Genomic DNA, 24833 nt, shown 5'->3' with positions numbered 1-24833 from the left:
TACTCACTGAGTCATCAGAGCAAGTCCTGCATTAGAGCACGACGTTATACTCAACTGCTTACAAATATACTCTGATGCATCCAGGAGCTTTTGAATATCAACACCTGTTTCGATTCCCATACCATCCAGCATATAGACCACATCTTCTGTTGCCACATTACCCGAAGCCCCAGGCGCATAGGGGCAACCTCCAAGTCCAGCTGCCGCCGAATCAATAACTGTCAGTCCTTCTTCTAACAATGCATAAAGGTTGGCCAAAGCCTGCCCGTAAGTGTTATGAAAGTGTGCTGCCAACTTTTCCATAGAAATTACAGTGGCAACCTCACTAAATACTTTTTTGGCCTGAAGAGGTGTGCCCACACCAATGGTGTCCCCAAGTGATACCTCATAGCAACCAAGCAGCTCTAACTCTTTGCAAACCCTGACAACCTGTTCTGGCTTAACGGTTCCGTCGTAAGGACAACCCATCACACAGGAAACATAACCCCTGACAGGTATCCCCTGCTTTTCCGCCATGTCCATTAAAGGCCTAAAACGCTTAAGGCTTTCAGCAATACTGCAATTGATATTTTTTTGGCAAAACCCTTCCGAAGCAGAGGTAAACACAGCCACTTCCGAAGCACCGGCCTGAACTGCTTGCTCAAAACCCTGTAAATTAGGTGTTACAGCACTGTAGACTACGCCCGCCTTTCGCTTAATCTGCTGGAATACCTGGCCTGAGCCCGCCATTTGTGGCACCCATTCAGGGGAAACAAAACTGCCTACCTCAATATGTTTAAACCCTGCACCTGACAGTTTATTAACAAAAGAAGCACGAACTGACTCTGATAGCCTTTGTGCAACATACTGAAGTCCATCCCTGGGACCCACTTCAACGATTTTTATTTTTTCAGGTAGCGACATGGGCTTCATCCTGATAGGCCATTAATGGTGTACCTAATGTCACCTGATCTCCTGCCTTGAAGAACACATCAGCAATTAATCCGTCTCTGGGTGCTTTGACCATATGTTCCATTTTCATGGCTTCCATGGTTAACAGGGTTTCCCCTGCCACCACCGACTGCCCCTGCTTCACTGCAATCGTCGTCACTGTGCCGTTCATCGGAGCAGAAAGACTATCCGCTTTGCGTTCATTTGCCTGCTGCTGGTAACCGGGTAGTCCCAACTCTAGGCTACAGTCTGGTAAGAAGACTTTAATTTTTTGGCCCGGCATCGGGATCACTCGACATTGGGCTATTTCTCCTTCTATAGATAATCTGCCTGATAGCCCTACTGGCTCTTGCTGCCAGCTAGCTTTAGCCTTACAAGCCCCATCAGCGAAGGTAAGAAAATATAACTGGTCCTTTTTTTCTACAGAAACAGATAGTTCCTGTTCCTGGTGATAAAAAAAGAAAGGAGAGGCTGTAACAAAACTTGAAAAATTTCCTGTAGGGGCTTCATGACTCTTAATTCGATATTGATAAAGTGCAGCAACGACTAACAGTTTTCGTTTTTGCAATAATGTCAATTGATGCACGTTCTGTTCCGCCAGGGATGTATCTATCGCTCCATTGCGAAAATCCCGCAGACTCAGTAAAAAAATCAGGTAATCACGATTATCCGTTACCCCTGCCTGGTAACTGGAAGACAGTGACTGTGTCAGGGTATCAATTGCCTTACTGCGGTTTTCACCCCATACAATCACTTTTGCCAGCATGGGATCATACCAGCTACTAACCAGGTCACCTTGCTGAACCCCTGAATCAATACGAACAAAACCATCCTGTTCAGGCCATTCAAGACAAGCAATTCTTCCTGCCGACGGCAAAAAATTATTGGCTGGATCTTCCGCATAAACTCTGGCTTCCATAGCGTGACCATGACAGCCAAGCTCGCTTTGCTTCAGTGGTAAAGACTCTCCCGCTGCAACCCTGATCTGCCACTCCACCAAGTCGACACCGGTTATTCGTTCCGTCACCGGGTGCTCAACCTGAAGCCGGGTGTTAATTTCCATAAAATAGAAGTCTTCGCCATTCAGTAAAAACTCAACGGTGCCAGCACCTTCATAACCAATGGCTTTCCCTGCCTCCAAAGCCGCCTTACCCATTGCCGTACGCAGTTCATCAGATAACCCGGGGGCAGGCGCTTCTTCAATCACTTTCTGGTAACGCCGTTGCAGGGAGCAGTCCCGATCAAACAGATAAACGCCCTGCCCTTGCTGGTCGAAAAAGATTTGAACTTCCACATGCCGGGGTGTTGGTAAGTAGGCCTCTAACAATAACTGGTCATCACCAAAGGCTTTCAGGGATTCTCTTCTGGCGGAGGCAATGGCACTCTCAAGCTCATCAGCAGAATCAACAATTCTCATACCTTTACCGCCACCGCCGCTCACTGCTTTTATTAGCAATGGAAAACCAATGGTTTCGGCTGCCTTAATCAAGCAGGGATCTGACTGATCGTTGCCATGATATCCGGGGACCAAGGGAACTTCAGCCTCTGCCATAATCAGTTTGGCGCGGCTTTTTGATCCCATTTCGCTAATAGCCTTGGGTGGTGGCCCGATAAATTGGATACCGTTATCTGCACAGGCTTTAGCAAATTCGCTATTTTCAGACAGAAATCCATAGCCAGGGTGAATCATGTCTACACTGCATGCTTTCGCAGCAGACAATATTCCGGAAATATTGAGATAACTCTCTTGTGGCGCAGCAGCCCCAATATAGACAGATCGATCTGCAAGTCGGGTATGAACGGCATTGTTATCCGCATCAGAGTATACGGCTACCGTCTCAAGCCCCATTTTCCTGGCCGTTCGAATTACACGGCAGGCAATTTCTCCCCGGTTAGCCACCAGTATCCGCTTGAATGTTTTTTTATTAGCCCAACTCATAGCTCCCTCCAACCGGGTGGGCGCTTTTCAAGAAAGGCTTCAAGGCCTTCCTGTGCCTCATCAGACACTCGAATATCAGCAATACGTTTTGCCGTTAGCCCCATCAAATCATCATCCACAGGCTTACCTTTAATTTCACGGATGAGCTTCTTTGCCTGCTTCTGAGCTTCTGGCCCATTCATCAGCAGAAACTCAGTGACCTGTTTCACTCGTTCTTCCAGCTGATCCAATGGATAGATCTCATGTGCAAAACCTAACTCCCTGGCTTTTTCAGCACTCATCACCTCCCCGGTAAGAAAGTAGCGCTTAGCCTGCCTGACTCCCATGGTATTGAGAACATAGGGACTAATTACCGCAGGGATCAGACCCAGCCGAACCTCACTAAAGCAAAAGCAGCTGGAGTCAGAGGCAAGGGTGATATCTGAGGCAGCAATCAACCCCAGGGCTCCACCATAGGCTGCCCCCTGTACAACAGTAATCACCGGCGCTGGAAAACGGTCAATACGCTTGAGTAGTTTTGCCAACTTCATGGCATCTTTATAGTTTTCTTTTCGTCCTAGAAAACGTGCCTGCTTCATCCAATTCAAATCCGCACCTGCAGAAAAGTGCTTACCATTACTCCGTATCTGAATAACACGAGTATCGTCGTTTTTTAATGACTTTAATGTATTATTTAATTGGTTTATCAACTCAGAGTCGAGGGCATTATTAACCTCTTGGCGGTTCAAAATTAGTTTAACGACACCATTTCCATCATGCTCAACAATTAATTTATCGTTATTATTATCATTCATTATTTTTATCCTTTTACATTCTAAAAACTCCAAACCGGCTTTCTTCTACAGGTGCATTCAGGGCTGCCGAAAGGCTTAACCCTAAGACATTCCGTGTTTCAGCCGGATCAATAATGCCATCATCCCAAAGCCTGGCACTGGCATAAAGCGCACTACCTTGATGGGTATAAGCGTCCAGCACCGGCTGTTTTAATTCTCTTTCTTCATCAGCGGTCATCTGCCCCCCTTTTTTCTCCAGGGCACTTTTTTTCACCTGAACCAAAACATCGGCCGCCTGCTCTGCCCCCATCACTGAAATACGGCTATTGGGCCAGCTCCAGAGAAAGCGGGGATCATAGGCACGACCACACATCCCATAATTACCCGCACCGAAACTCCCCCCGATGATTACTGTCAGTTTCGGTACTCTGGCACAGGCCACTGCATGAACCATCTTGGCACCATGCCTGGAAATCCCTTCCGCTTCATATTTTGAACCTACCATAAAGCCCGTTATATTCTGCAGGAAAATCAGAGGAATACGGCGCTGACAACACAGTTCAATAAAGTGGGTTGCCTTAATGGCAGACTCTGAAAAAAGCACTCCATTATTACCCAGAATACCCACCGTATGGCCAAATAGCCGGGCAAAGCCACATACCAGGGTTTCACCATAGAGTGATTTAAACTCATCAAACTCTGAGCCATCCACAATACGGGCGATAACCTCCCTGACATCATAGGATTGCTTTAAATCGGCTGGGATAATTCCGTAAAGTTCTTCAGGACTATAAAGAGGGTTAGTAGGCTTTCTGGCTGCCGGTGATTTATTAGTTATATTAAGTCTGGCAACTATCTGACGAATTAACTCAATGGCATGTGCGTCGTTTTCAGCATAATGATCAGCAACCCCGGATTCCCGGCAATGAACATCCGCTCCACCCAAAGCCTCTGCCGTTACTTCCTCTCCTGTAGCAGCCTTCACTAAAGGTGGCCCTGCTAAAAATATCGTACCTTTCTGTTTAACAATAATACTTTCATCTGCCATAGCAGGCACGTAAGCACCACCTGCTGTGCAAGACCCCATAACTGCTGCAATCTGGGAAATCCCTTTAGCTGACATGTTAGCCTGATTAAAAAAGATCCGGCCAAAATGATCCCGATCGGGAAACACTTCACTTTGATTTGGAAGGTTGGCTCCTCCAGAATCCACCATATAAATACAAGGCAAATGATTCTGTTCAGCAATCGCCTGAGCCCGGAGATGTTTTTTAACGGTTAATGGGTAATAGGTTCCCCCTTTTACCGTGGCATCATTAGCCACGATCATGCAGTCTATGCCAGATACTTTGCCAATTCCTGCCACAACACCTGCACAAGGGATAGCTTCATCATAAACACCCTCTGCCGCATAACATCCTATCTCAAGAAAAGGTGAGCCGGGATCCAGTAATGCAGCAATACGGTCTCTGGGTAATAGTTTTCCCTTAGCTATATGCCGTTCCCGCGCCCTTTTACCTCCACCTAGTTTTAATTTGTCAAAACAGCTACCTAAACTGTCTAACAGTTGCTGCATATTCTGACGGTTAGCCTGAAATTCAGGACTATCCATTGCTATTCGCGACTCCAGAATAGCCATAATTAACTCCTGGTTTCCTGAAAAAGTTCCCGTCCTATTAACATCCGTCGAATTTCTGAAGTGCCTGCGCCAATTTCATAGAGCTTGGCATCTCGCAGTAAACGCCCTGTTGGGTATTCATTGATATAGCCATTGCCACCCAGGATCTGGATGGCATCAAGGGCCATCCGGGTGGCCCGCTCCGAGCAATAAAGAATGGCGCCCGCTGCATCCTTCCGTGTTGTTTCCCCTCGGTCACAGGCAGCTGCCACGGCATAGAGATAGGAGCGGCAGGCATTTAAAGTGGTATACATGTCAGCAACCTTGCCCTGAATTAGCTGAAACTCACCAATACTCTTGCCAAACTGTTGTCGGTCATGAATATAGGGAATCACAGCATCCAGGCACGCTTGCATAATACCGCTGGAACCACCCGCCAAAACTACCCGTTCATAGTCCAGGCCGCTCATTAATACACGAACTCCATCGTTTAGTTGGCCCAGAATATTTTCTTCTGGCACTTCGCAGTTTTGAAATACCAACTCACAGGTATTGGAACCACGCATACCCAGCTTGTCGAGTTTTTGTGCCTGGCTGAACCCTGGGAAATCGCGCTCTACAATAAATGCGGTAATACCATGAGCCCCTTTATCCGGATCAGTTTTCGCATAAATAATATAGGTTCCGGCATCAGGGCCATTGGTAATCCACATCTTATTACCATTAAGCACATAGCGATCTCTCTTCTTGACAGCCTTTAGCTTCATACTAACCACATCAGAACCGGCTTCGGACTCACTCATAGCCAAAGCGCCAACGGTTTCACCACTTATCAGGCCAGGAAGATATTTTCGCTTCTGCTCTTCTGTGCCATTGCGACGAATCTGGTTAACGCATAGGTTCGAGTGTGCGCCATAGCTCAAGCCAATGGATGCAGAAGCACGACTGATTTCCTCCATGGCAACCACATGAGCCAGATACCCCATTCCGGAACCGCCGTAGTCTTCTTCAACGGTAACACCAAGCAATCCCATATTGCCGAGTTTTTTCCAGAGCAGGGAAGGAAATTCATTGATTTGATCAGTTTGTTTGGCAAGCGGGGCGATTTCTGAGGCTGCAAATTGAGTCACCTGCTGTCTCAGCAGGTCAATGGTTTCACCTAAATGAAAGTTAAGTGACAGGTAGGAGTATGGGACTGTCATTATGGTTATCTCCCAATAATTTTATTACTAATCTATGCTTTTTCTTATCGATCCGTACACCCTTTTGAGCCTGTTTTTCAGTTCTTTTTTATTTATTGACTATATCATAATCAAAAAAACAGGTGCCGATTCCGCATATACACTTGATCTGCTTATCACAAAAAAGAGAAGATCATTCCCCTGGAGACAGGCGTTACAGAGCTAAGAAATGCTGAAATGCTTGAGTGACACGGGGATCAGTCAGAAGAAAAAACACCGGATCTGTAATGATTAACGGCAGGAATTACTGGTGCTATCACTGGTCCGTATTCAAATTACCATTATTTAGCAGGCTATTAATGATTTCCGCATCCGTGCTACCCAGTGATGACAAATCAACCCCTTGCAGAGTCACTTTCTGGGTAATGTCTCCATCTGCCGTATCCCGAATTTCCAGAATCGGGTTAGACGCATCTGTTTGATCAAATGACAGATACTGGGTCAGGTCATTATTTTCTTCATCCACCAGCAAATCGCGGATATCCAGTACATCGCCTTCGCTGATATTGAAATCTGAAATAGTGTCATTACCAGCACTGGCTGATGTGCCCTTGACATCATTTCTCCAGGTGAACATATCAGCACCGCTGCCACCGGTAAGAATATCGTTTCCTGAAGTCGCCAGCAGAAGGTTGTCCTCTGTATCCCCCAATAATGTTGGGCCACTACCACTATCCGTGATATTCACAGTACCCTCGGGGCTGATCATGATACTGACATCCTGACTGACCACCTGGTTACGGCCATCTTCCGAATCTGTGGAGTAAGCTTCAATGCGCAAGCGCTCCATACCTGCATCATCGCCTGCGGGTGTAAAGACAAAGCCCGATAAATCCGATGAACTGGTAATACGCCAGATAGTCGGATCAGCACTGTCCTGCACCACAGTTGCCCCGGTATCTCCGACAGCTGCACTGATAGAACCTCCAACCGGTACATCACTTATTTCATAGGTTAGCGTTTCCCCCATGGTGTTCATACTGGCAGCCAGGCTCACGGTAATCGGCTCACCCAAGGCGCTATCCATTTCATAAACCCGGATATCATCCAGCATGGAGCCTAGCCCATCATTGATGACCTCCCGTAAAATCAGATCGGTGCTGACAACACCGTCCTTTGCTGGTAACGCAATCCGGTAACGGTTCCAGTCGCCTCCCTGTGGTGTTACGCGGGAAATGACCTCTCCACCCCAAATAATATCAATGGCACTGCTTTCCGGTGTTGAAGTCCCACCAATTCGCTGAGCCAATGAAAACTCAACAATGAATGACTGTTCTGAGCTTGTATCAACAGGAAGGCTGAGCTGATCAGCAGAGCCACCTGTAGGACCATCAAGTTCAACAAAATTACCGTTATTTAGACCATCCAGCCCATAAGTACTCACACTACTTGAAACTTCAAGGGTGTTATTATTGATCCAATCCGATGTCTCACCGTCAAAGCCCAGATGAGAACCACTGATTTCGGTCCAAACTGAGCCCCTGGACACGTTAGCAGCACCGGTATCCACTGTATCCGGGGACGCTACGTCCACGGTCAGGGATGCAGTGGTCTCATGAATTCCATTGTTAACGGTATAGTTGAATATTTCGGTCAGCGTATTGTCATAGTTGCTTAGCACCTTAACTTCCGCATTGGAAAGTGCCCGGTTATAAAGGCTGGCTTCATCAACCTCGCCCTGAAAATAATAGTTGGTAGTTGAAACAGAATCACCGGTATGTATCTTCGTCTCGCCGTTGACGCCACCAAAAGCAATCGCACCGGAATGTGCACTTACCGGCACCGCACTGGATTGTGAACCAAAATCCACACCGTCCAGGTACCCTGTCACCGTTCTTTCACTGGCGGTAGTACCAGACGCATCCAACACCATTGTGACGCTGTGCCAGCCTGCATCCAGATTATCAAGGCTTGTCTCTATGAAGGTACCATCCCAGCTATTTGCCTCACTCCAGGCTCCCACATACAAGCTACCATCACTAATATAAACATTAAAACCATTGGGTGAAAGTCTCAAATTGACCGAGCTTCTTCAGCTTGCCAACCGGGGAAAGTAGTAGGCAGCTATTTTTTCAATGCTTAAACAGAAGGCAGCCAATCACAGGTATGATGTTGATAGCACACAACACCTTGCCAGTGAGAGGCCGCCCCATGGAAGTATGTCAGCTACGGACTGAAGCCGCCACCATTTCTTGTGATGCGATTCAACGGTTAGGCCACCAATTGCAGGCTCTGCGAGAGTCTGGCAATCCTATCAGGCACTTTGAAGAGTTTGAGCAGACCGTTAATGCTCTCTTTAATCAAGCTCAGCAAGATTTTTTAGCAGAGGCGCTGGCTGAGCTTGATATTGATACCCCAGCTATTGAGGTCAGCGGGATCACTTATAAGCAGGTGTTGCGCAGTTATAAAACCTACCAGACAGCGGTTGGTTCAGTCCGGGTTATGCGAACACTTTACCGTAACGGCAAAGAGCCGTGTATCGTGCCCATGGAGTTGAAAGCCGGGATCGTGGAAGGCTTCTGGACGCCTCGGGCTGCAAAGCAAGCTGCCTGGGTTGTTGCTCAAATGTCTCCCGGTGAAGCAAAAAGCCTCCTTGATCTCATGGGAGGTATGTCTCCCTCAGAAAGCAGTCTTGCTCGTTTCCCCAGGCAATTTAATACTCAGTGGGAACAGCACCGTGAGCCTTTTGAAGAGATGCTTATTGAGAAACTTAACGTGCCCACCAATGCGGTCACAGTAGCCGCCTCCCTGGATGGCGTTATGCTGCCCATGAAAGATGGCAAACGAGTAGAAAAGCGAGCCAGGAGCGCTTCTGAAGGCAAACGGACTCAAGGGCCAACAGGTTGCAAGGAGGCCAGTTGCGGAACTTTGTCGTTTTACGATCAACAGGGGGAGCGTTTATCAACAGTCCGCATAGGACGAATGCCAGAAACTAAAAAACTCACACTCAAGCAGTCTTTGTCAGCACTATTGCAAGAAGCGTTGCGACAAAAGCCACAGCTGTCACTGGTCAAAGTCGCTGATGGCGCCAAGGACAACTGGTCATACCTTTCCCAGGAACTACCAGCGGGTGTTGAGGTTATTGATTACTACCACGCAGCCGATCACCTGAAGAAAGCATTTGACCAGGCTTATGGAGAAAACAGCATCAAGTCCAAAGAAAAGTTTGTCACTTACCGACACGTCCTAAAAGAGGAACTCGATGGGGTTGAGCGCATTATTAAAGCCCTGGCTTATCAGCATAAAAAGCATCCGCGCCGCTCAAAATTAAAGACCGAGCTGGAGTATTTCAGAAAAAATCGCCAGCGTATGCGCTATGCTGAACACTTGTCGAATAACCTTCCGATCGGCTCTGGTGTGGTAGAGGCAGCCTGTAAAACCTTGGTTACCCAGCGGATGAAGTGCTCAGGTATGCGCTGGCGAAATCCGGGTGGTCAGGGCGTATTGACGCTTCGGTCATTAGTTCAGAGCCACTGGTTTGAAAATGGCTGGAAGTTATTTGCTGCAACTTATTGCGGGAAAGTCACCAAGGCTGCTACAAGCAATGTCATACCATTCCCAGAGAAAGGTGGCAGTGTTTAGTTGTGGTCAATATGAGACTTTCACCCAAACCATTTATTGCCCCCCCCTCTTCATAGAGAACCTGGGTACTACTGAGGTCATTGGATGGATCGATTTTAAAGGAAAGGTTAATGGTTCTCTCAGTCAGATCACTAGACACGATGTTATCTTCTGCAGAGGTGCCCGAATAAGTATTAATATCAGCAGAACTAACAATGGTAACTTTGTCATCTATTCCATCAAAGGACAGGGCACTGCCGCTAACACCCTCGACAAAGGTGGCACCATCCAAAGTCCCATCATCAGATACGCTGCCACCATTTGAGCTGTCTGCAACCGTAGAACCGGTTCCTTCATCAAAGGTCCAGCGAGCCATCAGGTTACTATCAAGATCAATATTATTGAATGCCGCATCAGGTGTATAAGTCCAGCTCCCGTCTGCAGCCATAATCAGAGAACCATATTCACCGGTTATAGTGGTGTTTCCTGATATTGATACAGCCTGCCCCTCAACAGACGTCACCGTAAGGCTATCTCCACTGGCAGTTGTTTCCTGAGGTAGAACATCATTAGTAATATTACTGTCAGAAGAAAGATCAATGGTATGCTCTGGCCGTGTAATAGGAACCACTGCTGTCGCTGCAGTCAATTCAATACCATCGCTGACATTATAATTCAGCGTCAGATCGCCACTGAGATCATCCCCGGTACGAATAGTCCAGGTACCATCATTGTTGTCATAAACCGCATGTTCATTATCTGGGTAAATATCCCAGTCTGCCCCATTAAGTGTGTATTCAGTGACGGCAGTTCCCGTGTTCATTACACCTAAATCACCATCACTAACATTTTCGCTGAACTGATGCGCAACTTTCTCAACACCATCCACAGTCAAACTGATCCGGTTATTGGTAATATCTATTTCATAGTGGCGACTTGTATCAAGGCTGGAATTATCCGTACTATCATATGAAGCCAATGATGTAGCAGAGCCATTGATATATTGATCAATAACCCACCTTGACGTCTCATCACCATCGAAACTCCCTATAGCCTTATAATTATTGGCATCCACATAGTCAAAGACAATAAAGTTATTGCGAGTACCTTGTTGACTGGTTGGCGTTACAGTGAAATCCAGATGTAAATCACTGCCTTTGGTTCCTCCACCAGTAGTATCAATCAGTACCACATTTTCTACACCTGCCGCCCCCCCTGCTAGCGTCAGCGTATCCCCGTTGATAGTGACTCCTCCGCCACTGCCTGCCGCCAGGCTGCTCTGAAAGTCATGCCGATGAGCCGTAATGCCATTAATACTCACATCCTGAACACTGAGTGTATCGCCATCCACATCACCGGTATTGGAAAGCAGTAATGCCTCTGTCACCACCACCGTGCTCACTGCTTCCGGTGTCGTCACATTAACTGGACCGGAAACATCTGGGGCATCATTAACTGGCGTAACGCTCAGCGTTGCTGCAGCGGTATTCGAAAGACTCCCATCGGTAACAGTGATTTGCAGATCCACATCACCGTTAAAGTGTTCATTTGGTGTAAAACGCCAAGTCCCGTCGCCATTATCTATCAGCATCCCATCGCTGCCACTGTAACTAACTGACTCAATACTTAGCTCATCCACCGGCTCCACTGAGGAAATCGTAAACTGGATCGAATAGTCCCGATACCCGAAACTCCCTCCACCCAGATTCATATCAGAGCTTATAGTGGATCCATTTGTTGAAAACCAGCGTACAAAAGAGGAAGTGGTTCCTGAAGCTATATCCCCTTCAATTACACCGGAATTATTGGACGTTGTACTACCATCTTTCCAACCAATATAAAAATTGCCACTACCCACCTCTGTGGTACCAGATACCAAATCAAAGTCATGGCTTTGAATACCCTCTGCAGTATTGACTCTTGTAGCACCAATTCCCCGGATAAAATATTCCCCACCCACTTCTTCAATCAGCAATGGTGTGACTTGCTTACCAGCCCCACTACTTGAATAGAAACTCCAGGACTCCACTATGCCTTCCATACTGATCGGATCAAGCTGGACAAAGGAGTAACCGCTAGCAGAATCAGTATTTGCACGACTGATCAGGGCACTACCTACCTGCTCTTGCTCCAGGTTATCCACATCATGACTGGTAGCCAGCAGGTCGGCTGCAGTAAGCAATAGAGAACCATCTTCTTCCAGTGTGTAAGCCATGGTACCTATTTCTGGCGCATCATTGGTGCCGGTCACAGTGAGGGTGACCGTGGATTCTGATGTTGCCCCTTCGTTGTCCGACATGACATAACGTACAGTGACGGTTGCCGTTTCACCCGTGCCCAGACTGTCAAAATCACTGCCCGGCACAAACTGCAGCTGGTTGTTGACGATTCTCACCGAGCCTTGACCTGTTGCCGGATTACCATCGCCGTCGACAACCTGCACACTGTCCAGAGTGAAATTAGCCGAACCGTCGTTATGATCTAAATCAGTATCATTGGCTAGTACATCCAGGGTCAGGGTTTCATTCTCGTGGATGGTTTGGGTATCTGCGCTGGCCACCGGTGTATCATTGGTGCCGGTGACCGTGATGGTGGCCGTAGACTCGGAGGTCGCCCCCTCGTTATCGGACATTACATAACGTACGATGACCGTCGCCGATTCACCCGTGTCCAGGCTGTCAAAGTCACTGCCCGGCACAAACTGCAACTGGTTATTGACGACACTGACCGTACCCTGGCCGCTGACAGGATTGCCATCGCCATCAACGATCTGCACACTGTCCAGACTAAAATTGGCAGAGCTATCGTTATGATCCATATCGGTGTCGTTGGCCAGCACATTCACGGTCAGATTCTGATTCTCATGACTAGTAGCCACATCAACGCTGGCCACCGGCACATCATTCGTACCATTAACAGCAATCGTTGTTTCAACAGACGACGATGCACCTTCATTATCACTCATTGTATAGCGGATCTGGACAGTCGCATTATCACCAGCACCAAGGTAATCAAAATCACTGCCAGAATCGAACTGGAGCTGATTGTTAACGATGCTAACCGTACCCTGACCTGTTACGGCGTTGCCATCAGCATCCACAATTTCTGCGCTATCCAGTGAGAAGTTTGCTGGGCCATCATCGATATCAACATCTATATCATTGGCAAGTACATCCAACGCCAGGCTATCGCCCTCATCCGCCGTTGCCACCTGAAACAACTGAAAACCATCAATACCGGTATAGCCATCTCCATTATTAGAGCTGATATCAAGCTTGAAATAACGGAAGGTGGCGGGCTCATCCAGCTCGAAGTCCTTGACCTCTCGCAGTGACCAGTCAGTAACACTGTTGTGGCTATCAATAACTTCAAAGTTCACACCATCATTACTGCCTAGTAACTGCCAATCTCTAGGCTCACGCCCCTGGTCACGACCGATGGCCTTTAGGTCATAGCGCCAAATCGTAATGGGTTCACCGGTATACACCTGTAACCAGCCAGAGTTCCCTGCAACAGCCCAGGAGTTCGTATTATTTGCACTGCTGGCATCAACTCCATCAAATGCTTTATAAGCCTCATAATAATTATTAACTTCTCCACTGGCACTAACTACAAAACCCTGATCAGTATTGGATGTCAGGATCGGGATGGTCGGATTTGTTATGTTGCCATCTGCCAGTGCTATGGGACCGTCATTGACTGAGGACACATCAAATGTCAGCGTCTGTATTGCACTATTGATCGTTCCGTCACTGACTGTAAACTGTATATCGGCATAATCATCACCATGGGCGTTGACCACTGGTGTAAATACCAGAGAGCTAATATCAGCAGCCGCAACCTCCTGCCCATCACTCACCACTAGCCCATTCAGCTTGAGTTCACCAGTAGCAGGAATCTGACTAATAGTGACAGAATGGAGACTATCGCCATCCACATCACTAAACCCAAAATCAGTGACAGAGAAGGTATAACTATTATCTTCCTCTAGAGTAAACGAGTTATTGCTGGCCATCGGTGCATCATTGGTACCAGTCACCGTAATGGTGGCCGTAGACTCTGAGGTGGCTCCCTCGTTATCGGACATTGCATAACGTACGGTGACCATCACCGTTTCACCGGTGGCCAGGCTGTCAAAGTCACTGCCCGGCACAAACTGTAACTGGTTATTGACGATACTCACCGTGCCCTGGCCACTGACCGGATTGCCATCGCCATCAACGATCTGCACACTCTCCAGGCTGAAGTTGGCGGTGTTATCGTTATGATCCTCATCCGTGTCATTCGCCAGTACATCCAGGGTCAGGGTTTCATTCTCGTGGATGGTTTGGGTATCCGCACTGGCCACCGGTGCATCATTGGTGCCGGTGACCGTGATGGTAGCCGTTGATTCTGACGTTGCTCCCTCATTATCGGACATTACATAACGTACGGTAACCGTCGCTGTTTCACCCGTGGCCAGGCTGTCAAAGTCACTGCCCGGCACAAACTGTAACTGATTATTGACGATGCTGACCGTACCCTGACCACTGACCGGATTCCCATCCCCATCAACGATCTGCACACTATCCAGGCTAAAGTTGGCGGTGTTATCGTTATGATCCTCATCCGTATCATTTTCCAGTACATCCAGAGTCAGGGTTTCATTCTCATGGATGGTTTGGGTATCTGCCCTGGCGACCGGTGCATCATTGGTGCCGGTGACTGTGATGGTAGCCGTTGATTCTGACGTTGCTCCCTCATTATCGGACATTACATAACGTACGATGACCGTCGCCGTTTCACCCGTAGCCAGGCTGTCAAAGTCACTGCCCGGTACAAACTGTAATTGGTTATTGACGATGCTGACCGTACCCTGACCACTGACCGGATTCCCATCCCCATCAACGATCTGCACACTATCCAGGCTAAAGTTGGCGGTGTTATCGTTATGATCCGCATCCGTGTCATTAGCCAGCACATCCAGGGTGAGGGTTTCATTCTCATGGATGGTTTGGGTATCCGCACTGGCCACCGGTGCATCATTGGTGCCGGTGACTGTGATGGTAGCGGTTGATTCTGACGTTGCTCCCTCATTATCGGACATTACATAACGTACGGTGACCGTCGCCGTTTCACCCGTGGCCAGACTGTCAAAGTCACTACCCGGCACAAACTGTAACTGGTTATTGACAATGCTGACCGTACCCTGGCCGCTGACTGGATTACCATCGCCATCAACGATCTGCACACTGTCTAGGCTGAAGTTAGCGGTGGTATCGCTGTGATCCTCATCCGTGTCATTCGCCAGTACATCCAGGGTCAGGGTTTCATTCTCGTGGATGGTTTGGGTATCTGCACTGGCTACCGGGGCATCATTGGTGCCGGTCACAGTGATGGTGGCCGTGGACTCGGAGGTGGCTCCCTCGTTATCGGACATTACATAACGTACGATGACCGTCGCCGTTTCACCGGTGGCCAGGCTGTCAAAGTCACTGCCCGGCACAAACTGCAATTGGTTATTGACGACACTGACCGTACCCTGGCCGCTGACTGGATTACCATCGCCATCAACGATCTGCACACTGTCTAGGCTGAAGTTAGCGGTGGTATCGCTGTGATCCTCATCCGTGTCATTCGCCAGTACATCCAGGGTCAGGGTTTCATTCTCGTGGATGGTTTGGGTATCTGCACTGGCTACCGGGGCATCATTGGTGCCGGTCACAGTGATGGTGGCCGTGGACTCGGAGGTGGCTCCCTCGTTATCGGACATTACATAACGTACGATGACCGTCGCCGTTTCACCGGTGGCCAGACTGTCAAAGTCACTGCCCGGCACAAACTGCAATTGGTTATTGACGACACTGACCGTACCCTGGCCGCTGACAGAATTGCCATCACTATCAACGATCTGCACACTGTCCAGGCTGAAGTTGGCAGCGCTATCGTTGTGATCCTTATCTGTGTCATTAGCCAGTACATTCAGGGTCAGGGTTTCATTCTCGTGGATGGTTTGGGTATCTGCACTGGCTACCGGGGCATCATTGGTGCCGGTCACAGTGATGGTGGCCGTGGACTCGGAGGTGGATCCCTCGTTATCGGACATTACATAACGTACGATGACCGTCGCCGTTTCACCGGTGGCCAGACTGTCAAAGTCACTGCCCGGCACAAACTGCAATTGGTTATTAACGATACTCACCGCGCCCTGGCCACTGACCGGATTGCCATCGCCATCAACAATCTGCACACTGTCTAGGCTGAAGTTGGCGGTGGTATCGCTGTGATCCTCATCCGTGTCATTCGCCAGTACATCCAGGGTGAGGGTTTCATTCTCTTGAGTGGCTTCCGTATCCGCACGGGCGATTGGATCATCATTGGTGCCGGTGACGGTGAAGGTGGCTGTGGATTCTGACGTCGCCCCCTCGTCATCAGACATTATATAACGCACCGTAACCGTCGCCGTTTCACCCGTGGCCAGGCTGTCAAAGTCGCTGCCCGGCACAAACTGTAACTGGTTATTGACGATACTCACCGTGCCCTGGCCACTGACCGGATTGCCATCGCCATCAACGATCTGCACACTGTCCAGGCTGAAGTTGGCGGTGTTATCGTTGTGATCTCCATCCGTATCATTAGCCAGTACATCCAGGGTCAGGGTTTCATTCTCATGGATGGTTTGGGTATCCACACTAGCGACCGGTGCATCATTGGTACCGGTAGCGGTGAGGGTGGCTGTGGATTCTGACGTCGCCCCCTCGTCATCAGACATTATATAACGCACCGTGACCGTTTCCGTTTCACCGGTGGCCAGGCTGTCAAAGTCACTGCCCGGCACAAACTGCAATTGGTTATTGATGATACTGACCGTGCCCTGGCCGTTGACTGGATTACCATCCCCATCAACAATCTGCACACTGTCCAGGCTGAAATTGGCTGTACTGTCGTTATGATCCTCATCCATGTCATTGGCCAGTACATCCAGGGTCAAGGTTTCATTCTCGTGGATGGTTTGGATATCTGCGCTGGCCACCGGTGCATCATTGGTGCCGGTGACCGTGATGGTAGCCGTTGATTCTGACGTTGCTCCCTCATTATCGGACATTACATAACGTACGGTAACCGTCGCTGTTTCACCCGTGGCCAGGCTGTCAAAGTCACTGCCCGGCACAAACTGTAATTGGTTATTAACGATACTGACCGTGCCCTGGCCGCTGACTGGATTACCATCGCCATCAACGATCTGCACACTGTCTAGACTGAAGTTAGCGGTGGTATCGCTGTGATCCTCATCCGTGTCATTCGCCAGTACATCCAGGGTCAGGGTTTCATTCTCGTGGATGGTTTGGGTATCTGCACTGGCGATCGGTACATCATTATTATCCCGCACTTGAATGGTAAAATTTTTACTGAAAGAAAAGCCACTACCATTTTCATCTGTAGCTGTAACATTGACAGATATTGTTGGCTCTGTTTCATAATCAAGTGCCTGTCCTGCTTTTAGCCTTAACTCTCCTGCCGCTACTTCAAAACGACTATCAGAAACTGTATAAGTATGCTGGCCAAAGGCCTCAGCGGTATTATCCTGATCTGATACTGTCAGAGCACCAATTGACACTGCCGTTGTGCTGCTTTCATTAATAATGGCATCTGCACCTGCAACACCAGCCATCAAATCTGGAATCTGGCTACCTGTAACAGCTTCATCAAAGACTTGTAGGCCAGCAATAGCACCGTCTAAATAAGTATTACCAGATGTTGAATAGCCAAGCCTTAAGTGGCTCTGACTTGTGAAATTAGAAGATACTTTAGAACCACTGGCCACCTCGCTACCATCCACATACAGCACCTGCCCACCCACAGAACCACCAAAGGTATGGGCCACATGGTGCCACTGACCATCGTTATAGTCTTCTCCTGGTGTACTGGTAACCGTTTCCTCACTCCAGAGCCGCGAAGAGATTGTGCCATTAGCATTCAGGAAAATATTGCGGTCATGAGAAGTATGGGCACTACTCTGGATTTGCAACAACCCACCAGCATTATCTGCTTTAAACCAGAACGAAACGGTATAAGCTGTTTCAGACACATCCAGAGGCACTTTAAAATCACTGGCAGAACCATCAAAAGTGATTGCATTGCTAAAACGACTATTGGGTCCTGCTATGAATGCTGGAGAAGATCCAGAAAAACTGTTTTCACCGCTTTCACTGTTGTAATTATTATCAAACTCCCAGCTCGCCTGAACTTCAGGTGTTGCAGGCTTTACTCCCGCATCCGCTGCCAAAGCAATATCTACCGGTGCTTCGTTCAGGTCATTAACACCAATGGTGATGGTGGCCGTATCGCTTAACGAAGGACTGCCATCATCAGCGACCTGTACGGTCAGGTTATAACTATCCGCAACCTCATGATCGAGTCCACCCACCACTGTGATTTCACCCGTGGTGCTATCAATCGCGAACTTACTATCATCATTACCTGCGGTAATGGTATAGGCTTTGCTCTGACCAGCATCCACATCACTGGCTGCGACTGTACCCACAACGAACGAACCATCCGTATCCACATTTTCATTTACATTAAAGCTTTGGTTCGCGACTAATGGGGCATCGTTGCTACCAGTTACCGTGAGAGTGGCCGTAGACTCTGATGTGGCTCCATCGTTATCGGACATTACATAACGTACAGTAACAGTTGCCGTTTCACCATTGACCAAGCTGTCAAAATCATTACCTGGCACAAACTGTAATTGGTTATTAACGATACTGACCGTGCCCTGGCCGCTGACTGGGTTTCCATCACCATCAACAATCTGCACACTGTCCAGACTAAAGTTGGCAGAACTATCGTTATGATCTACGTCCGTGTCATTAGCCAGCACATCCAGGGTGAGGGTTTCATTTTCTTGAATGGTTTGCGTATCCGCATGGGCTACCGGATCATCATTGGTGCCGGTGAGTGTAATAGAGGCTGTGGACTCGGAGGTCGCTCCCTCATTATCAGACACCACATAACGCACAGTCACCGTCGTACTTTCGCCCGTAGACAGACTGTCAAAATCACTACCCGGCACAAACTGTAATTGGTTATTGACGATACTGACCGTGCCTTGTCCACTGACCGGATTTCCATCGCCATCAACAATCTGCACATTATCCAGGCTTAAATTAGCCGTGTTATCGTTATGATCCTCATCGGTATCGTTAGCCAGAACGTCAAGGGTTAGTATCTGGTTCTCATGGCCTGTTTCGGTATCAGCAGTGGCCACTGGAGCATCATTCAGGTCATTAATCCCAATAGTGATGGTTGCCGTATCGCTTAGCGCCGGATTGCCATTATCGGTGACCTACACAGTCAGGTTATAGCTATCCACTGCCTCATAATCCAACCCACCGACTACCGTAATCTCACCCGTGGTGCTATCAATGGCAAATTTACCATCACCATTGCCACCCACAATGGCATAACTTTTATCCTGGTCTATATCGACGTCTGAAGCCTCTACCTGCCCAACTATGACAGAGCCATCTGTCAATACATTTTCATTAACGCTGAAGCTCTGGTCCGACACTTCTGGTGCATCATTTACTGGTGTAACTGTCAGTGTTGCTGCAGCGGTATCCGAAAGCGCCCCGTCGGTGACAGTGACTTGCAGATCCACATCACCGTTAAAGTGTTCATTTGGTGTGAAACGCCAAGTCCCGTCGCCATTATCTATCAGCACCCCATCACTACCACTGTAACTAACTGACTCAATACTTAGCTCATCCACCGGCTCCACTGCGGAAATCGTAAACTGGATCGAATAGTCCCGATACCCGAAACTCCCTCCACCCAGATTCATATCAGCGCTTATAGTGGAGCTACTTGTTGTTGAAAACCAGCGTACAGAAGAGGAGGTGAGTTCTGAGCCCATATCCGCTTCAACTACGCCGGTATTACCAGACGTTGTACTGCCATCTTTCCAGCCAATATAAAAATTGCCGCTACCCACCTCTTTGGTACCAGATACCAAATCAAAGTCATGGCTTTGAATACCCTCTGCGGTATTGACCCTTGTGGTACCAACTCCCCGGATAAAATACTCCCCACCCACTTCTTCAATCAGCAATGGTGTGACTTGCTTACCCTCCCCCCTGCTTGAATAGAAACTCCAGGACTCCACTGCGCCTTCCAGACTGATCGGATCAAGCTGAACAAAGGAATAACCCCTGGCGGTATCATTATGTGAACGACTGGTCAGGGCACTACCTGCCTGCTCCTGCTTCCGGTTATCCACATCATGACTGGTAGCCAACAGGTCGGCAGCAGTAAGTAATAAAGAGCCATCTTCTTGTAGTGTGTAAGCCAAGCTGCCAATTTCCGGTGCATCATTGACCGCATTAACATCAATATCCAGCCTACCAAGCCCACTCTCAAGGCCACTGCTATCGGTCACCTTGTAAACTAAATTGGCATAATCATTGCCGTGGGCATGTTCAACCGCTGTAAATACCAGATTGCCTAAATCCGCCGCAGCAATCACTTGATTTACAGTGACTAGCTCGCCATTAAACGTCAGACTACCTGCATCAGGCAGACGAATGATTGTTACAGACGCCAGACTGTCGCCAGCATCCACATCGGTGAAACCAAAATCCGCTGCTGCAAAACTGTGCGGACTGTCTTCATCAAGTGTCAGAGTACTGTCCACCACTATGGGGGCGTCATCTACAGCACTGACATCAAAGGTGAGCACCTGTGTAGCACTGCTAGTCAATCCATCATTAACAGTGAATTGAATGTCTGCATAATCATCTCCACTGGCATCAGCAGCCGGTGTAAAGACCAGTGATCCGATATCACTGAAGTCAATAACCTGCCCGTCACTAACAACGACTCCATTCAGTTTAAGTTCACCGGCGGTTGGTGCCTGCGTTATAGTGACAGAGTCGAGGCTGTCACCATCAACATCACTGAAACCGAAATCTGCGATAGAAAAGGCGTAACTGTTATCCTCAACTAAGGTAAGCGTGCTATCAGTAGCAACGGGCGCATCATTGCTGCCGGTTACTGTGATGGTGGCTGTTGACTCTGAGGTCACCCCTTCGTTATCAGACATTACATAACGCACACTCACCGTCGTACTTTCACCATTAGCCAGGTTGTCAAAGTCACTACCCAGAACAAACTGCAACTGGTTATTGACGACACTGACCGTACCCTGGCCGCTGACAGAATTGCCATCACTATCAACGATCTGCACACTGTCCAGGCTGAAGTTGGCAGCGCTATCGTTGTGATCCTTATCTGTGTCATTAGCCAGTACATTCAGGGTCAGGGTTTCATTCTCATGGATGGTTTGTGTATCCGCACTGGCCACCGGTGCATCATTGGTTCCGGTGACTGTGATGGTAGCGGTTGATTCTGACGTTGCTCCCTCGTTATCGGACATTACATAACGTACGGTGACCGTCGCCGTTTCACCCGTAGCCAGGCCGTCAAAGTCACTGCCCGGCACAAACTGTAATTGGTTATTAACGATACTGACCGTGCCCTGGCCGCTGACTGGATTACCATCGCCATCAACGATCTGCACACTGTCTAGGCTGAAATTGGCGGTGGTATCGCTGTGATCCTCATCCGTATCATTCGCCAGTACATCCAGGGTCAGGGTTTCATTCTCGTGGATGGTTTGGGTATCTGCGCTGGCCACCGGTGTATCATTGGTACCGGTGACCGTGATGGTGGCTATAGACTCGGAGGTCGCCCCCTCGTTATCAGACATTACATAACGCACCGTGACCGTCGCCGTTTCACCCTTGGCCAGGCTGTCAAAGTCACTGCCCGGCACAAACTGTAATTGGTTATTAACGATACTGACCGTGCCCTGGCCGCTGACTGGATTACCATCGCCATCAACGATCTGCACACTGTCTAGGCTGAAGTTGGCGGTGGTATCGCTGTGATCCTCATCCGTGTCATTCGCCAGTACATCCAGGGTCAGGGTTTCATTCTCGTGGATGGTTTGGGTATCTGCGCTGGCCACCGGTGCATCATTGGTGCCGGTGACCGTAATAGTGGCCGTAGACTCTGAGGTGGCCCCCTCGTTATCGGACATTATATAACGTACGATGACCGTCGCCGATTCACCCGTGGCCAAGCTGTCAAAATCACTACCCGGTACAAACTGCAATTGGTTATTTACGATGCTGGCCGTGCCCTGGCTACTGACCGGATTGCCATCGCCATCCACAATCTGCACACTGTCCAAGCTGAAGTTGGTTGAGTTATCGTTGTGATCCGCATCCGTGTCATTCGCCAGCACATCCAGGGTCAGGCTGTCATTCTCTTGAGTGGTTTCCGTATCCGCACGGGCGATTGGATCATCATTGGTACCGGTGACGATGAGGGTGGCTGTGGATGCTGACGTCGCCCTCTCGTCATCAGACATTACATAACGCACCGTAACCGTCACCGTTTCACCATTGGCTAGACTGTCAAAGTCACTGCCCGGCACAAACTGCAATTGGTTATTGACGACACTGACCGTACCCTGCCCACTAACCGGGTTGCCATCAACATCAACGATCTGCACACTGTCCAGGCTGAAATTGGCAGCGTTATCGTTATGATCCACATCTGTGTCGTTAGCCAGCACATCCAGAATCAGACTGTCATTCTCTTGAGTGGTTTCCGTATCCACATGAGCGACCGGTTCATCATTGGTGCCGGTCACCGTAATAGTGGCCGTAGACTCGGAGGTTGCCCCCTCGTTATCGGACATTATATAACGTACGGTAACCGTCGCCGTTTCACCGGTGGCCAGACGATCAAAGTCACTGCCCGGTACAAACTGCAATTGGTTATTGACGATACTGACCGAGCCTTGGCCATTAACTGGACTTCCATTCCCGTCAACGATCTGCACACTGTCCAGACTGAAGTTAGCAGTGTTATCGTTGTGATCCTCATCCGTGTCATTAGCCAGTACATCCAGGGTCAGGCTTTCCTTCTCCTGAGTGGTTTGCGTATCCGCACTCGCTACCGGTATATCATTGACATCACCCACCTCAATTGTCACTTGCTGCTGGGATAAAGCCCCATGACTATCTGTGACTGAAGCTATAACGGTATGGCTGTCAATATCTTCATGATCAAGGGATCCAGTAACCGTAATCTCGCCAGTATTGCTATCTATAGCAAAGCGTCCATCTGCATCCTCTATAAGGGCATAGGTCAGGGTATCACTATCACCATCTCGATCATTGGCTCCAACTGTACCAACCACTGTACCCAAAGCAGTATTTTCATCTACAGCCAAGTTGAATAGATCATTAGCAGAGGTAATTAAACCATAAGCATCAAAGGGTTCACCCGGTTCTAAGGCTCTTAGAGAAATCTTATCAAGACCATTAACTTCTACCGTTACCACACGACTTATATCAAAATCAGAAAACTGACCTAATAGGGCATCACGGATATCCGCAACACTTTCTCCTAAAGCAACTGTATGACTGACTTCCAGATCATTAATAAATAGTTTGACAGTTTGACCTACCTGCAACCCAGCGGGAACAATCAAGGTTTCTATCTGTGCTGTTCCTGCTGAACCTATACCGTTATAGTTTTCCCCATATACACCGGATGTGTTTTGCATCATAACCGTGTCAGTTGAAATCACTTGATCGCTGGCATCCTTAATCACCGTGCTCAAGTTAAAGGGTGGCTGATTAGGATCATCAAAACCAATCACATTTCTGTATTGAGAGCTAATAACGTTGCCGCCTTCCGACACAACACTGACATAGTTTCCAATACCGGGGTTATTAAGAATGGAGTTAGTCAGACCTGCTGCGATGCGGTGTGAGGCAGTATCATTGATGGTATAGGCAACGGTATAACTTTCACTACTATCTTCACTATTGATAAAAGTGAGTTCAATTTTTTCGCCAACTGAAAAAGCATGCCCCCCTGTTTTTACAATCTGAATATGCTGGGCTAACCCCTCCTGGTTAGCTGTATCCATGGTTTTATCAATTAAGTTCCCTGCACCTGTAATAACAGGACCGTCATTAACTGCATACACACTCAGAGTGGTACTAGCTGTATTGCTTTCTATAAAACCATCATTAACAATTACAGATAAATCCCTCTCATCAGTGGCAGGGACATCTGACAAATTGGTATAGGTAATACTGCGTAGAGCTGCCTGGTAGTGTGCGACCGTGGCAGTACCACTTAGATTAAGCACACCATTCGCTGCATCATAACTACCGGTAATTCCATTTTGATCCTGAAATGCCAGCTGATCTTCTATCAAATGATTTTGCCCACGACTCCCATTGAGCTGAATAGTTGCACTTTCCAGGGTTCCTTCAGGGTCGCTCAAAATTAACGACCCAAGTACCGTTACTGCACCATCACCCTCTGTATAGGAGGTCGAGCCTGGCACAGTCACTACCGGTGCTTCATTAAGGTCGTTAATATCGATAGTAATAGTGGCGGTATCACTTAGAGGTTGAACACCACTATCTGTTGCCTGAATTATCAGGTTATAGCTATCCTGGGCTTCATAATCTAAAGAGTCTATAACTGAAATTTCACCCGTATTACTATCAATGGCAAACCGGCTACCTTCATTTCCTGAAATAATTGAATACGCCAATAGCTGATCACTGTCCGTATCACTTCCTGTGACTACTCCAGGTATCAGGGAACCATCTGCTAGCACATTTTCATCAATGGCAAAAACCTGTGTACGGGACAAAAATCAGGAAAGCTAGAAAAACCAAGGGGTATGAGCTGAC

9 protein-coding genes are annotated in these 24833 nt (G+C 48.3%); 1 reads left to right on the top strand and 8 read right to left on the bottom strand.

What is annotated here, in order from left to right:
- Positions 1–3: 3 nt before the first annotated feature.
- From MJ595_RS10995 to MJ595_RS10970, 6 genes are all read right to left on the bottom strand, one after another.
- Entirely contained in the window at positions 4–903 is a 900-nt protein-coding gene (locus MJ595_RS10995; protein WP_263322336.1) for a hydroxymethylglutaryl-CoA lyase, read from the bottom strand.
- Positions 890–2869, bottom strand: a complete 1980-nt coding sequence (locus tag MJ595_RS10990; RefSeq protein WP_263322335.1) for a biotin/lipoyl-binding protein — start codon at positions 2867–2869, stop codon at positions 890–892. The genes MJ595_RS10995 and MJ595_RS10990 overlap by 14 nt, the downstream gene beginning before the upstream one ends.
- On the bottom strand, positions 2866–3663 hold the full coding sequence (locus tag MJ595_RS10985) for an enoyl-CoA hydratase-related protein (RefSeq protein WP_263322334.1): 798 nt from the start codon (positions 3661–3663) through the stop codon (positions 2866–2868). The genes MJ595_RS10990 and MJ595_RS10985 overlap by 4 nt, the downstream gene beginning before the upstream one ends.
- A gap of 13 nt (positions 3664–3676) precedes the next feature.
- Positions 3677–5281 carry a methylcrotonoyl-CoA carboxylase gene (locus MJ595_RS10980; RefSeq protein WP_263322333.1) on the bottom strand — a complete coding sequence of 535 codons (1605 nt, stop codon included), beginning with the start codon at positions 5279–5281 and terminating at the stop codon, positions 3677–3679.
- A gap of 2 nt (positions 5282–5283) precedes the next feature.
- Positions 5284–6462 carry an isovaleryl-CoA dehydrogenase gene (locus tag MJ595_RS10975; RefSeq protein ID WP_263322332.1) on the bottom strand — a complete coding sequence of 393 codons (1179 nt, stop codon included), beginning with the start codon at positions 6460–6462 and terminating at the stop codon, positions 5284–5286.
- A 295-nt stretch (positions 6463–6757) separates the two neighbouring features.
- Positions 6758–8518, bottom strand: a complete 1761-nt coding sequence (locus MJ595_RS10970; RefSeq protein ID WP_263322331.1) for a type I secretion C-terminal target domain-containing protein — start codon at positions 8516–8518, stop codon at positions 6758–6760.
- 89 nt (positions 8519–8607) lie between these two features.
- On the opposite strand from MJ595_RS10970, the gene MJ595_RS10965 reads away from it, so the two are divergent.
- A complete protein-coding gene (locus MJ595_RS10965) occupies positions 8608–10083 on the top strand; it encodes a hypothetical protein (protein WP_263079044.1) in 1476 nt (491 codons plus the stop codon).
- Here MJ595_RS10965 and MJ595_RS10960 read toward each other — a convergent pair.
- Both MJ595_RS10960 and MJ595_RS10955 read right to left on the bottom strand, forming a co-directional pair.
- The gene (locus tag MJ595_RS10960; protein WP_263322496.1) at positions 10049–19348 is read right to left on the bottom strand and encodes an Ig-like domain-containing protein; all 9300 of its coding nucleotides are present in this window, start codon (positions 19346–19348) and stop codon (positions 10049–10051) included. The genes MJ595_RS10965 and MJ595_RS10960 overlap by 35 nt on opposite strands.
- A 42-nt stretch (positions 19349–19390) precedes the next feature.
- Positions 19391–24793, bottom strand: a complete 5403-nt coding sequence (locus MJ595_RS10955; RefSeq protein ID WP_263322329.1) for an Ig-like domain-containing protein — start codon at positions 24791–24793, stop codon at positions 19391–19393.
- Positions 24794–24833: the final 40 nt, after the last annotated feature.

Source organism: Endozoicomonas sp. Mp262 (genome assembly GCF_025643335.1).
Lineage (GTDB): Bacteria > Pseudomonadota > Gammaproteobacteria > Pseudomonadales > Endozoicomonadaceae > Endonucleibacter.
The sequence above is the reverse complement of the archived record's forward strand: the minus strand, read 5'-3'. Positions and strand labels throughout refer to the sequence as shown.